General features: G+C 43.2%; 11 protein-coding genes. 5 read left to right on the top strand and 6 right to left on the bottom strand.

Translation table 11 applies throughout. The annotated features are described in order from the left end of the window. The 4 genes from hemE to hemA are packed head-to-tail and all read right to left on the bottom strand — an operon-like array spanning position 1 to position 3,884. Positions 1-1,026 (bottom strand): uroporphyrinogen decarboxylase, encoded by a 1,026-nt coding sequence (hemE, locus tag H1R16_RS08070; RefSeq protein WP_181887086.1) that lies wholly within the window; start codon positions 1,024-1,026, stop codon positions 1-3. Further along, positions 1,019-1,693: a uroporphyrinogen-III synthase gene (locus H1R16_RS08065; protein ID WP_181887087.1), complete on the bottom strand. Its 675-nt coding sequence runs from the start codon at positions 1,691-1,693 to the stop codon at positions 1,019-1,021. Before H1R16_RS08065 ends, hemE begins: the two co-directional genes overlap by 8 nt. A 15-nt stretch (positions 1,694-1,708) precedes the next feature. Beyond that, complete coding sequence (gene hemC / locus H1R16_RS08060; protein ID WP_181887088.1) at positions 1,709-2,623, bottom strand: hydroxymethylbilane synthase; 915 nt, start codon at positions 2,621-2,623, stop codon at positions 1,709-1,711. After that, positions 2,610-3,884, bottom strand: a complete 1,275-nt coding sequence (gene hemA / locus H1R16_RS08055) for a glutamyl-tRNA reductase (RefSeq protein ID WP_181887089.1) — start codon at positions 3,882-3,884, stop codon at positions 2,610-2,612. Before hemA ends, hemC begins: the two co-directional genes overlap by 14 nt. A gap of 378 nt (positions 3,885-4,262) precedes the next feature. Between hemA and H1R16_RS08050 the strand changes: the two genes are divergently transcribed. From H1R16_RS08050 to rodA, 5 genes are read left to right on the top strand one after another with little or no spacing between them, the layout of a single operon-like run. Beyond that, positions 4,263-5,288 carry a rod shape-determining protein gene (locus tag H1R16_RS08050; protein WP_181887090.1) on the top strand — a complete coding sequence of 342 codons (1,026 nt, stop codon included), beginning with the start codon at positions 4,263-4,265 and terminating at the stop codon, positions 5,286-5,288. Between the two features lie 21 nt (positions 5,289-5,309). Then, the gene (mreC, locus tag H1R16_RS08045) at positions 5,310-6,164 is read left to right on the top strand and encodes a rod shape-determining protein MreC (protein WP_181887091.1); all 855 of its coding nucleotides are present in this window, start codon (positions 5,310-5,312) and stop codon (positions 6,162-6,164) included. Beyond that, positions 6,157-6,663, top strand: a complete 507-nt coding sequence (locus tag H1R16_RS08040; protein ID WP_181887092.1) for a rod shape-determining protein MreD — start codon at positions 6,157-6,159, stop codon at positions 6,661-6,663. Before mreC ends, H1R16_RS08040 begins: the two co-directional genes overlap by 8 nt. Beyond that, the gene (locus H1R16_RS08035) at positions 6,660-8,708 is read left to right on the top strand and encodes a peptidoglycan D,D-transpeptidase FtsI family protein (protein WP_181887093.1); all 2,049 of its coding nucleotides are present in this window, start codon (positions 6,660-6,662) and stop codon (positions 8,706-8,708) included. Before H1R16_RS08040 ends, H1R16_RS08035 begins: the two co-directional genes overlap by 4 nt. Then, positions 8,705-9,934 (top strand): rod shape-determining protein RodA, encoded by a 1,230-nt coding sequence (gene rodA / locus H1R16_RS08030; RefSeq protein ID WP_181887094.1) that lies wholly within the window; start codon positions 8,705-8,707, stop codon positions 9,932-9,934. The genes H1R16_RS08035 and rodA overlap by 4 nt, the downstream gene beginning before the upstream one ends. Before the next feature lie 269 nt (positions 9,935-10,203). On the opposite strand, the gene H1R16_RS08025 is transcribed toward rodA, so the two are convergent. Together H1R16_RS08025 and H1R16_RS08020 are read right to left on the bottom strand one after the other, a co-directional pair. Further along, positions 10,204-10,902, bottom strand: coding sequence for a C40 family peptidase (locus H1R16_RS08025; protein WP_182035753.1), 699 nt, complete (start codon positions 10,900-10,902; stop codon positions 10,204-10,206). Between the two features lie 408 nt (positions 10,903-11,310). After that, entirely contained in the window at positions 11,311-13,512 is a 2,202-nt protein-coding gene (locus H1R16_RS08020) for a glutamine synthetase III family protein (protein ID WP_181887096.1), read from the bottom strand. Positions 13,513-13,514: the final 2 nt, after the last annotated feature.

Raw genomic sequence — 13,514 nt, 5'->3', positions numbered from 1 at the left:
TTATCCTTTCCACTCAACTACTGCCTTAATAAAGGCTTCAGCGTTTTCCACCGGGATATTGGGTAGGATTCCGTGGCCAAGGTTTACAATGTATTTGTCTTTATCGAAACGGTCAATCATTTCGTGAACCATCCGTCTGATGGTTTCCGGTGACGAATGAAGTCTGGCAGGATCAAAATTACCCTGCAGTGTGATTGAATTATTGGTCAGTTTTCTCGCAATTTCCGGTGTTATGGTCCAGTCTACGCCTAATGCTGAAACCTTTGACTTCATCATGTCCTCCAATGCAAACCAGCAGCCTTTACCAAAAACAACAACATGTGTCAGAGGACTCAAAGCTTCAACAATCTGGTCAATATACTGCCAGGAAAACTCTTTATAATCTGTTGGCGAAAGCATACCTCCCCAACTGTCGAATACCTGAACTGCAGAAACTCCTTTCTCTACTTTTCTCTTCAGATAAGCGATTGTAGTATCTGTTATTTTCTGAAGCAGAAGATGTGCAGCTTCGGGATTGGTGAAACAGAACGCTTTGGCAATATCAAATGCTTTGCTGCCTTTACCTTCCACACAGTAGCATAGGATGGTCCAGGGCGAACCTGCAAATCCGATCAGTGGGATCTCATTATCAAGCTTTTCCAGTGTCATTTCTATGGCATCGAAAACGTAACCTAAAGTATCATTGACATCCGGAACCACTACATTATTTACCTGCTCAGTGGTGCGTATCGGATCATCCAGCCAGGGGCCTACATTCTCCTTCATCTTGAAATCAATTCCCATGGCCTGAGGAACCACCAAAATGTCGGAAAAAAGGATGGCAGCATCCAGCGGAAATCTGCGGATGGGCTGCACGGTAATTTCAGAGGCAAGCTCCGGTGTCTGGCAACGGGTGAAGAAGTCGTATTTATTGCGCAGTTCAATAAATTCGGGCAGATATCTGCCTGCCTGCCTCATCATCCATACAGGTGGGCGCTCCACGGTTTCGCCCCTAAGGGCCTTCAGGTATAAATCGTTCTTAATCATATTTTAATATTAAATCCAGCATATCTTCGAAACTGCTTTCTCTGCTGGTATAAATTCTGTTTTCAGTATAATTTTTAACTTCCTGAGAAGTGGTATTTCCCAGGGAGAATATTTTCCTGCCGTCCAGGGAATTGTATTTGGCAAAGCTGCGTACGCCACTGGGGCTGAAAAACGCAATGGCATCATAATCGCCGTGAACCTGCGGATACAGCAGCTCAGTTTCGTAGATAACCACCTTTCTGTAAGAAATATTCTGAAGCGGAAGCGCATTGTTTAATACATCAAGCGCCAGATTACCGCAGAAATGTATGAATTTTTCCCGGGCGGAATTTTCAATAATGAACTCGGCCAAATCTTTAGCATGCTTTTTCACCTTAAATGTACCGAATCCTTTTTCGCGGAGCTTTTTCTTGGTCTTCTGACCTACACAGTAAATCTTGTTATAGTTTCGGTCTGTAAAATCTTCGTTAGGCTTAAAACCGTTTTCAAAGAAAGCCTCCACAGCATTGACGCTTGTGAAGATCAGGGAATGATTTTTCAGGTCGAAAGGTTCCATCTGTAAAGACTTCACTTTAATTACATCCACTACATCATAAGAAAAACGACTCCCAAATTTCTCGGAAATCATTTTCTTATCAATCTTTTTCTTTGTGAATAAAACCTTCATATACTCCGTTGCAGGTTAAATTTTAAGCGTTGCTTTAATCACGGACATCAGCTCACGGCCGCCATTATTAAGTATTTCTTCCGCCAACTCCTTACCATAGTTGCGGTTTTCTTCGAAAGTAAAAATCTTATCGGTCTCAATGCAGTCTTTTCCGTCCAGTGAGCAAAGGCGTCCTGTAAAACGCACCTGTCCGTCCTGCATTTCTGCAAAAGCTCCAATGGGTGCGGTACAGCCTCCTTCCAGGGTGCTCAGAAAATTCCTTTCCATCTGTACACATATCTGTGTTTCCGGATGGGTAATTTGGCTGAGTACCTCATTAATTTCTTTGTTTGAACTTAACCCTGCCACAGCCACAACTCCCTGCGAAGGTGCTGAAATCATCATGGGAAGCTCTTCATATTCTACAGCCAGATCCATACGCTTGATTCCGGCCAGGGAGAAAATAGTGGCGTCGAAATCCAGGTCTTCAAGTTTCTGCAGCCTCGTCTGCACATTCCCGCGGATGTCTGAAAATTCAGCATGGGCGAATTCGCGGAGCCAGAATGCTCTTCTTCTCAGGCTGCTTGTAGCCACCTTAAGTTCATGAAGCGGTTTTTGCAGCGAAGAGGCTTTCCTTACCAATACATCCTGATGAAAATCCCGCTGCAGATAGGCGATGAGCTCAATATTTTCCGGCAGTGCGGTGGGAACATCCTTTAGTGAATGAACAGCAATATCAACTTCACTGTTCAGCAGCGCGGTATCCAGGTCCCGCGTAAAGATGCCTGTAATACCCAGTGCGTATAGAGGCTGCGTAAGGTTTTTGTCGCCGGAAGACAGTATGGGCGTAATTTCAGTCTTATAATTATTGTTCTGAAGATGACGCGCAACTTCCCGCGCCTGCCACAATGCCAGCGGCGAATTCCGGGTTCCGATTCTAATGCTTTTCATTAAATTCATTATTTGGTTGTTCCACTAAAATCTCGTGCATCAGCTTGCTTACTTCCTCCGCCTTCCAGGGATGGTCGATGATGTATTTTGCAAAGCGGTTGGTTATCTTCTGGATCATACGGTCAGACAGTTCCATATCTTCCACACCTACATATCTGTGCTTGCGGTGAAAATGATGCATCTCATTACGCTCCATATTCTTCAGCACGGCTTTGAAATGATGAATTTTGGGTACCATCTTCCTTTTCTTTTCCCATTCAGCAAAATCCTTACTCATTTCCTTTATGATCTCCTCTGCCTTTGGAATTTCTTTTTTCCGCTGCGACATTGTTTCGCGGATGTGTGCTGAAAGCTGGTCTACATCCACAAGCTGCACATTTGGGTTTTCCGTAACGTTTTTGTCTACATTATGCGGAATAGAAAGATCTATAACCAGAGTTTCCCTGCCATTTGGGAAATGGTTTTTGTTGATGATGGGATGCGCCGCACCTGTAGCTACAATAAGGATATCCGTCATTTTAAGTTCCGCATCCAGATCTTCAATAGCAATATGAGGAATTTTGTATTTTTCGGCAATTTTTTCGGCTTTATCCAAAGACCGGTTCATCACCTTAATATTAGGTTCGAAAATATGTTTTACCAAATTCTCTACGGTATTCTGTCCTATCTCACCAGTACCCAGCAACAGGATGTTCTTATCAGCGAGCTGTTTCTGATGATTTAAAATATAATGAACTGCCGCATAGGATACAGATGCAGCACCGTTTGAAATTCCAGTCTCGTTCTTGATTTTTCTGGAAATCTGAATGGCTGAGTTGATAGCGCGCTCCAGATAGGGATTGCTGTTCTGCTTTTCTTTTTTGAAACGGTTATAGGCATTTTTAATCTGCCCGATAATCTCAAAATCACCAATGATCTGACTTTCCAGGCCTCCGGCCACACGGAAAAGATGATTGAGAGCCTCTTCGCGGGTATAAATATTGGCAAACTGCAGAAAATCCGTAAGGCTTACACCTGTAGTTTTACAGAACTCCTCGGCAACCATCAGATAGTTGGCAGAGGTTGTGTAAATTTCAGTCCGGTTACAGGTAGACACTACAAAAGCATCCCCTATACTTTCCTGATGCAGTGAGTTTACAAAATCCTTAATGTGTTCTTCAAAAAAAGCGAATTTGCCCCTCGTTTCAGCATCGGCTTTCTCGTAACTTACGCTTAGTACGGCAAAATTGGCAGTTTTATTTATTTCAGGAAGGTTATTCATAACGCAACTGCAAAAATACTGAAATTTTAATTAACCCTCACCCTCCAGGTCGGTGATCATTATCAGCATTATGTATTTAAAAATCAGAAGGTACACTCCGCCTCACTTACATTTCCGCAATGTTTATGCGCTTTATGAGTCTGTGTAAAAATCTTTAATTATATCAGACCTCTCCCAGCGGGTTTCTAATATCATCATAAATTAATAGCGCAGATATCAATTATTAGGAATAATGTTGATATGAGCCAAATTTTAACAGGAAGAGCGAGGTACTTTTAATAAAACTTTAACCAAATATTGGCGAGTCCGACTCCTGAAATGGTTCTAAATTCATATCTTTGTGCCCTTGATTTGTCTAAAAGAAATCGGAAGAATATTATGGGTTTATTTGATATGTTCACGCAGGAGATTGCGATTGACTTAGGAACAGCTAACACACTGATTATACATAACAACAAGATTGTGATAGACCAGCCTTCCATTGTTGCTATTGAACGCTCCACAGGTAAACCGATTGCTGTAGGTGAACAGGCAAAACACATGCAGGGAAAAACCCACGAAGACATCAAGACCATCCGTCCGTTAAAAGACGGAGTAATTGCCGATTTCCACGCGTCCGAACACATGATCAAGGAATTCATCAAAAAAATTCCGGGAATTAAAGGAAAGCTCATCCAGCCTGCCCTCCGTATCGTAATCTGTATTCCATCCGGCATCACTGAAGTGGAAAAACGTGCTGTACGCGACTCAGCTCAGAAAGTGAATGCTAAGGAAGTACGTTTGATTTATGAGCCGATGGCTGCTGCAATAGGTGTTGGCATTGATGTACAGAAACCGGAAGGCAATATGATCATCGACATAGGTGGTGGTACAACTGAAATCGCTGTCGTAGCACTGGGAGGTATCGTTTGTGACAAATCTGTGAAAATTGCCGGTGATGTATTTACAAATGATATTGCCTATTACCTGAGAACACACCACAACCTTTACATCGGGGAAAGAACTGCTGAGAGAATAAAGATTGAAGCAGGTTCTGCTTTGGAAGATCTGGATGTGGATGTGGAAGACATCCCGGTACAGGGTAGAGACCTTATCACAGGAAAACCAAAGGAAATCATGGTTGGCTACAAGGAAATTGCACGTGCTCTGGATAAATCGATTATCCGCATAGAGGATGCCGTAATGGAAACCCTTTCCCTTACTCCACCGGAGCTTGCCGCAGATATCTACAAAACAGGAATCTACCTTGCGGGCGGCGGGGCATTGTTACGCGGACTTGCGGACAGGCTGCACAAGAAAACGGGTCTGCCTGTTTTCGTGGCTGAAGATCCCCTGCGTGCCGTAGTGCGTGGTACCGGAATTGCACTTAAAAATATGGATAAGTTCAACTTCCTTATAAAGTAATAATTCGCTTACATATTCGGGATGGGATTTTTGATGAGATTATTTTCAAAGAACAGTCTTTTCATGTTCTTTTTACTGCTGCAAATTATTGCAGTAGTTCTCATTTTCACCCGAAATGCCATGCAGCAGTCCTGGCTGGCCGCGCAAACAGCTGCCTTCAATTCACGGGCTTCCGGTTATATTGATAAAGGCACCTCTTACCTTAAGCTCAAGCAGATTAACGACCAACTGGTACTTCAGAACAAAATGCTTATGGAGCAGGTTTATGGTAAAGGCGGATTTACCCGACCTACGTTCCGCAGAGTCCATGATACACTTGGCGGTGGCCAGATATATACTTTTGTTGATGGCGAGATAGTATATAACTCCATAAACAGGAAAAACAATTATTTTACGATTAACCGCGGCCGCAGGGACGGTGTGTTTCCCAAGATGGGAGTTATTGCGCCGCAAGGCATCGCGGGCATTGTAATTAATACAACCAACAGCTATTCGCTGGTTCAGTCTGTCTTAAGCGTTAACAAGATCCGGCTTAATGCGGCACTTAAGAATTCAGGATATTTTGGTACACTTACATGGCATGGAGAAAATTCGCGCCTGATGCATCTTTCTGATATTCCTAAATATGTACCTGTTAAAATTGGGGACACTGTGGAAACGGACGGCAAATCGTCCATCTTTCCCAAAGGGGTAATGATCGGTACCATTGCAGGTTATGAAGTAGATAGGAAGACGGGTTTTTGGGATATCTCTGTTGAGCTGAGCGAGAAGATGGGTACTCTGAGCAAAATTTATGTAGTAAAAAATCTAAAGAAGGCAGAGGTGCAGAAAATAGAGGATTCAATGCAGGTAACTATAGAACGGGAAAATGATTAGCAGAACCTTATTTACAGATATTCTTCTCATTGCTTTCTTAACTGCATTGCAGATTTTCATTTTGAACAGGATTACACTTTTCGGCGAATATACACCGGTGCTTTATCCGGTTTTCGTGATGTTCTACCCATTTTTCCGAAACAGATATCATTTCCTTGCACTCAGTTTTATCCTGGGACTTAGTATTGATGCCTTTTTAGGAACCTGGGGGATCAATGCATTTGCCACTACTGCAGTTGCTTACTACCGTACGCTCATTTTCCGTACCTCTACAGATACCACTACAGACTTCTTTACCTTCTCCACACTCCAGTGGCCGCAGTTTCTGCTATTTATAATTTCGGCGATATTCTTTCACCAGTTCCTGGTACAGTATATCGAATTTTTCAAACTGAGCAGATTTTTTGAAATTCTGCTGAATATACTTTTGTCTACCGTATTTTCGTTTCTATTTATATTGCTTTATGCACTTATCTTTAAAATAAAACAGCGCATTTGAAGCCTCAGTTTCTTAAAATACTGTCGGTTCTTATACTTATCGCAGCAATATTTGTAGCGAGGCTTTCGTATTTGCAGCTGTTTACAGACCGGTATGCGCTGAATGCGGCGAACACATCCATTAAAATTGAATATATTATTCCCCAGCGGGGAGTAGTATTCGACAGGAACGGGAAAATTCTTGTTGGCAACCAACCGGCGTATGAAATTTCGTATACGCAGGCACTAATGCGGCCGGACTTTGATACGATCAGTTTCTGCGCATTGCTCGGGATCAGTAAACACGAGTTCGAAAAGAAAATAGAGACTCTTAAAAAAGAAAAATATTACAGTAAGCTGGTTCCCATGACCTTTATGAAGAACCTGAGCCGTGAAGAGGTGGCCAGGATTCAGGAAATAATATTTAAATATCCCGCATTCAGTATCGTGAGTAGACCACAACGCCAATACGAAGTATCCACTTCCGGAAATCTGCTTGGTTATACCAACGAGGTAGGCGAACGTGATCTTAAGAAAGATTCTCTGTATTACCGTCCCGGTGATTTCATAGGTAAATCCGGAGTAGAGAAAGCTTATGAAGTGCAACTTCGCGGCGAAAAAGGGATGCGCTATATCCAGAAAGACATTAAACTTCGGGACATAGGCTCATACAGAGATGGCGAATTGGATAAGGAAGAGGTTACAGGAAAGGACATCACACTCACTATAGACTATGACCTGCAGCGTATGGCTGAGGAGATGCTCGTGGACAAGCACGGTGCCATTGTAGCTCTGGATCCCAGCAACGGCGAAATTCTGGTTATGGCTACCGGACCGGATATTGATCCTAACCTCTTCACGGGTCCCCAGAAATCAAGAAATCTATACCGTATGCAGATGGATACGGTGTACAACAACCGTCCTACCTTCGATCGGTCCATTCAGGCGGCATATCCTCCGGGATCAACCTTTAAGTTACTTACTGCAGCGGCAGCCATGCAAATGGGAGTAATGGACGAAAATACGATTTTCCCCTGTGGTGGCGGTTTTAATTACAAGGGCCTCAGGATCAAAGGACACGGCGGCGCTGACCCTTTAATTCCAGCTATACAGGTTTCCAGCAACTGCCATTTTTCATATGCCTATCTGGCGATCATCAACAAATATCCCGGCGATCCAAGCCGTGGTGTAGATGAATGGAAGAAGATTATGAGCAGTTTTGGGCTGGGTGAATTCCTGAATAATGACCTTGCGGTTGGATCTAAAGGCCGGATTCCCAGCGGCGAGTTTTATGAAAACAGGATGGAAGCAATAAATAAAGCGATTGGCCGCGGAAGAGTAAAGAACTGGGATCCCCTGGCAACAGGTGCAGTCTTCAATGGTATGGGGCAGGGTGATGTATTGCTTACTCCCCTCCAAATGGCCAATTCTGTAGTTGCAATTGTAAACCGGGGGTGGTATTATACACCACATATCGTAAAATCGATCGACGGCAAACCTAATCCCGATCCAAGATTTCGGAAAAAACATCAGACCCTGGTGAATCCAAAGCACTTTGACCCAATCATAAAAGGTATGGAAGCAGTGGTCCTGAACGGGACAGCACGTGGCTTAAAGTCCACAGATTTTACGCAGTTAGCTAAAACAGGAACAGCGCAGGTCCCACAGGGAAAAGACAACTCAATCTATGTGATGGCCGCACCGGCAGACAAACCGCGTATCGTAGTGGTTGCCGTAATGGAGCACGCTGGATTCGGATCTACATGGGCCGGCCCGGCATCTACCGTTATTGCAGAAAAATATCTGACGGGTGATTTGAAGCGTGAGCATCTTTACAAAAAAATGGTTAATGCGAGTTTTATGCCTGAATACCGCAGACAGTGGATTTCCGACCTTAAGCGTAAAGGGCTTTACAGGGAATCGGACAAAGATTCAATATTCATGCACCAGCTGGAGGACAGCATAAAGACAGTGAAAGACAGCAACCGCCGCGCGGAACTTATTTATAAGAGAGATTCCATAAAGGCGAGAATGAACATTGCAAAACCTAAAAACCGGACGAAATGAAGTGGGCAGAAGGTATAGACAAGTTCGGTTTGGGGCTGTATTTTTTAATTTGCCTCTTTGCTATTGCAAATATTTACAGTGTAGATGAGGCATTGGGCAACAAACAGCTTATATTTTTCGGAATATCCTGTGGTGCAGGCCTGTTTATATTTGTAGCAAGGACGAAACTGTTCGAAAACCTTTCCGGTGTACTCTACATTTGCGGAATATTACTCCTGGTAGGCCTTTTTCCATTTGGAACAGAAATCCTGGGTCAAAAAAACTGGTACCGCTTTGGGGGTTTCACCATGCAACCGGTCGAGTTCGCAAAGATTGGCACAGCTCTTATGCTGGCTAACTACGTAGCCGGACCGGACTTCAACCTGAATAACCGGAAATCACTTTATACAACTATTGCTATTATAGCCGTGCCGGCTGTTGTGGTGCTTGCTATACCGGATGTAGGTTCGGTACTGGTTTTTACAGCCTTCTTTATCGCTCTTTACCGTGAAGGCTTCAATGGTTGGTTCTTTGGTGTTGGACTTATTCTGGCCGCCGTGTTTCTGATTTCCATAGCAGTGGATCCGCTGTACGTTTTTGCAGGTATAATTGTTCTGGCAGGACTTTACCTCCTGATGAATTTCCGGAAGATTTCGTGGAATATTATCAGCATCACCACATTTACGGTTATTGTTGCGGTGCTTAGCGGGATCGCATTTGCCACACCCCATGTCCTGGAAAAACTACCGAAACACCAGCGTGAACGGATTGAAGTATTATACAAGGGTGAGAAAGCATTTAGAGACACCTCCGGTTATAATCTGTTATATTCCAAAACTGCTATTGGTTCGGGCGGACTGACCGGCAAAGGATACCGCCAGGGATCGGTTACGCAGGGTAAATTTGTACCTGAACAGGAAACAGATTATATTTTCTGTACGGTGGGCGAAGAATGGGGCTTTCTGGGCAGCTCACTTCTTGTACTGGCATACGCACTTTACATAGGACGCATATATTACCTGGCAGAAAATCAAAAGACTGCCTTTAACCGAATATTCGGCTATTGCCTGGCTTCTATCCTGCTTATGCACTTCAGCATCAATATAGGCATGGTTATGGGGCTTTTCCCTACTGTGGGTATTCCCCTACCTTATTTCAGCTACGGCGGAAGTTCTTTGCTCGCTTTTTCGGTGATGACCTTCATCTTCTTCAAGCTTAACTACATGGATAAGAATTCACTGGTATAGGATGGCCAAACCAGCAGTACACCACTTTTTTTTCTGAATAATCCTGTGCTCAGGCTCGGCCCGCACTCCTTTTTGAATTGTTAATGCCGCTGTGCTACCAATGATCTTCGTTCTGCTGACACCAGTATTGTGACTGAAAATCAGGGGACAACCATTCAGTCTGCAGGATATATTGCTGATGCAGTAAGTTTAAGCTAGATCTTTATTGCACAAAAAATCCGCCGGACCAAAAGGTCAGGCGGATTATACTGTATTGTAATCTTCGTGGATTAATTCAACGTCCCGGCAAGATTTTCCTGAGCTGACACCAGATCCGGATTGATAACCCTTTTAGCGAATCTGTATCTTGGGCCCCAATACTTATCATTCAGTGAGGAAACCATTACACCTCTGGAAGTAGCTGCGTGGATAAATTTCATATCACCTTCTTCTGTTACATTCTCTACAATACCTACATGAGAAATCCGTCCCCGACCCTGTGAGAAGAACACTAAGTCACCACGCTGCAGTTCAGTTTTTTCAACTTTCTCGCCCTCCTGTGCCTGCGATGCGGCTACCCTCGGTAAGTTAACACCTGCTGCGGATCCAAAAACTGAAAGTACAAAAGCGGAGCAGTCAATACCGCTTCTGGTCATTCCACCGTATCTGTAAGGTGTTCCCAAGTATGTGGTCGCTTCCTCTATAATTCCGTCAATTGTTTTTGCAAATTTAATAGCCTTTACCATTTCTGCCTTTTTCTCCAGGCTGTTCAGAATTGCCATCTTGGTAGACTTTTCTGAGGCAAAACTGTTAATAAGGGTTTGCTTGTTTTCCTGCATACGCTTTACATCGGCAGTGGAAACTTTGGCATCTGATTTGTATTCTTTCGTATATAAAGCCGGTTCGGCTACTTGATAATTAGTTACGCAGGATTGTAAGGTGAAAATTGAAGTAAGTACAGTAATGTATAATAAAACGCTTTTCTTCATATCTTTTTATTTTTTATTTGAAGCATCTGAAAACATATCGTTGAATTCAAATGCAGGGCAAAATTATAGAAATGTGCCCTAAGAGCTACTTTTTGCCTATTTACTATAACTTAGTTTAACAGTTTTTAACACTATAAAGAGGTGTGTTAAATAAAAATACGCCGTAAAGCCCTAAAACAAGGATATACGGCGTTAATTTTATTAAGATACCTTAACATTTAATCATCAAAATCTATTAATTATATAATGTTCATCTATAATTAAATAAATTCAAAATGTACTATCTGCCTCAAAATTAAGAAATTGCATAATAATTGATTAGGCGGTCAACTCTAAACAGACAGGGAACTTCATATAAAAAAAATCTCACCGCAAGGATGAGATTTTTGTTAAAACTGTTGAACTGATTTATCTTGTAAACAGCAGCTCTCTGTATTTGGTCATGGGCCAAAGTTCATCATCCACCATCATCTCAAGTTCATCACTGGCAGTACGGATTTTTTCAAAACGCGGAACCACATCATTACAGAACATTTCTGCCTGCTGCTGACTTCCCATGGTTGCACGCGCCGCTTCTTTTGCACTAAGCAGTTCATCTACACCGGTTTTAATATCTGATACATTAGCGGAAATGGAGCGAATCAATTCCATCTGCTCCTTGGCCAATGGTTTGAATTCCTCATCACCAAAAATTTCCTTCAGCCCCTTTACATTCTCAATAAGCCTGTTTTGGTAGTTAAGAGCCGCAGGAATAATGTGGTTTCTGGCAATATCTGAAAGTACCTTTGCTTCAATATCTATAACCGCAGAATATTTCTCAAGCTTGATCTCATTACGTGCTTCAAACTCCCGGTGGTTAAAGATGCCAAGACCTTCATAAAGGTCAATAAATTTCTGGTTTAGTTCTTCTTTTAGAGCTTCGGGAGTTGTTTTCAGGTTACTCATACCCCTTTTTTCAGCTTCCTGCGCCCAGTCGTCCGAATAACCGTCCCCTTCGAACATAATGTTCTTGCAGTCCTTAATATATTCACGCAGGGTATTAAATATCGCTTCGTCCTTCTTCAGGTTCTTTTTTTCAATATTATACTCAACCTTTTTCTTGAACTCCTGAAGCTGTCTGGCTACTATGGCATTAAGTGCAGTCATGGGTTCCGCACAGTTAGCAGATGATCCCACGGCACGGAACTCAAATTTGTTACCCGTGAAGGCAAAGGGTGAAGTCCTGTTCCGGTCTGTGTTATCCAGAAGGATTTCCGGAATCTTACCTACCACATTAAGTTTAAGGTCCGTTTTTTCTTCAGGGCTTAGTTTACCGTCGGTTACTTTTTCCAGCTCCTCCAATACAGAATAAAGCTGTGAGCCTATAAAGGCAGAGATAATTGCAGGTGGAGCCTCATTGGCGCCCAGACGGTGGTCATTACTTGCAGACGCGATACTTGCTCTAAGCAAATCCGCATAATCATGGACAGCTTTCAGGGTATTAACAAAAAAGGTAAGAAACTGAAGGTTCTTCTTTGGATTTTTGCCCGGACTCAGCAGGTTTTCGCCAGTGTCAGTAGCCAGTGACCAATTGTTATGTTTGCCACTTCCGTTTACGCCGGCAAACGGTTTTTCGTGGAAAAGGATATGAAAGTGGTGTTTATGCGCCACCCTGGCCATAATATCCATCAGCAGTGAGTTATGGTCCACAGCCACATTGGTTTCCTCGAACATCGGCGCCAGCTCAAACTGATTGGGCGCTACTTCGTTATGACGTGTAGTAACCGGAATACCAAGCTTCATACACTCAATTTCCAGCTCCTTCATAAAATTCATCACCCGGGTCGGGATAGAACCGAAGTAGTGATCGTCCAGCTGCTGACCTTTTGCAGGCGAATGTCCCAGCATTGTCTTACCTGTAAGTACAAGATCTGGTCTGGACTGATACAAAGCGCTGTCTACCAGGAAATACTCCTGCTCCCAACCCAAAGTTGGTATTACCTTAGTTACATTCTTATCAAAGTAGGATCTGCAGATATCGGTAGCAGCAACATCAACCGCATGCATAGCACGCAATAGGGGCGTTTTATAATCAAGTGTTTCGCCTGTATAGGAGATGAAGATAGACGGGATACAAAGTGTAGTACCTATAATGAAAGCCGGAGAAGTTGGATCCCAGGCAGTATAACCACGAGCTTCAAAAGTATTACGGATTCCGCCGTTAGGGAAGGAAGAGGCGTCCGGCTCCTGCTGGATCAGCATGCTACCGTTAAACCTTTCAATGGCGCGGTCACTTTCAAAAGGTGTGAAAAAACTGTCATGCTTCTCGGCTGTTGAACCTGTAAGCGGCTGAAACCAGTGCGTATAATGGGTGGCACCCTTGGAAAGAGCCCAATCCTTCATTGCAACTGCAATCTGATCTGCAATATTACGTGGTGTTTTGGCGCCGCGCTTAATTGCGTCCTGTATAGAGGTAAAAGCTTCCTTGGTAAGGTAAGCACGCATTGTTTCTTCTGAGAAAACATTCTCACAGAAGAGTTCGGACAGCTTTTTAGGAACCTCAATTGAGTTATCCTTTCTGTAATTGCGGAACGGAAGTTCTTTAAGGGCGTTAAATCTAAGCGTGGACATAT

Origin of the sequence: Marnyiella aurantia (assembly GCF_014041915.1) — a bacterium.
Lineage (GTDB): Bacteria > Bacteroidota > Bacteroidia > Flavobacteriales > Weeksellaceae > Marnyiella > Marnyiella aurantia.
Note: the sequence above shows the minus strand (reverse complement) of the source record. Positions and strands in the feature narration are given on the sequence as shown.

Coding starts and splice junctions, on each gene's coding strand:
- H1R16_RS08040 (WP_181887092.1), top strand. CDS start 6,157: ATGATTAGCAGAACCTTATTTACAGATATTCTTCTCATTGCTTTCTTA.
- H1R16_RS08025 (WP_182035753.1), bottom strand. CDS start 10,902: ATGAAGAAAAGCGTTTTATTATACATTACTGTACTTACTTCAATTTTC.
- H1R16_RS08065 (WP_181887087.1), bottom strand. CDS start 1,693: ATGAAGGTTTTATTCACAAAGAAAAAGATTGATAAGAAAATGATTTCC.
- H1R16_RS08050 (WP_181887090.1), top strand. CDS start 4,263: ATGGGTTTATTTGATATGTTCACGCAGGAGATTGCGATTGACTTAGGA.
- H1R16_RS08020 (WP_181887096.1), bottom strand. CDS start 13,512: ATGTCCACGCTTAGATTTAACGCCCTTAAAGAACTTCCGTTCCGCAAT.
- hemC (WP_181887088.1), bottom strand. CDS start 2,623: ATGAAAAGCATTAGAATCGGAACCCGGAATTCGCCGCTGGCATTGTGG.
- mreC (WP_181887091.1), top strand. CDS start 5,310: ATGGGATTTTTGATGAGATTATTTTCAAAGAACAGTCTTTTCATGTTC.
- hemA (WP_181887089.1), bottom strand. CDS start 3,884: ATGAATAACCTTCCTGAAATAAATAAAACTGCCAATTTTGCCGTACTA.
- rodA (WP_181887094.1), top strand. CDS start 8,705: ATGAAGTGGGCAGAAGGTATAGACAAGTTCGGTTTGGGGCTGTATTTT.
- hemE (WP_181887086.1), bottom strand. CDS start 1,026: ATGATTAAGAACGATTTATACCTGAAGGCCCTTAGGGGCGAAACCGTG.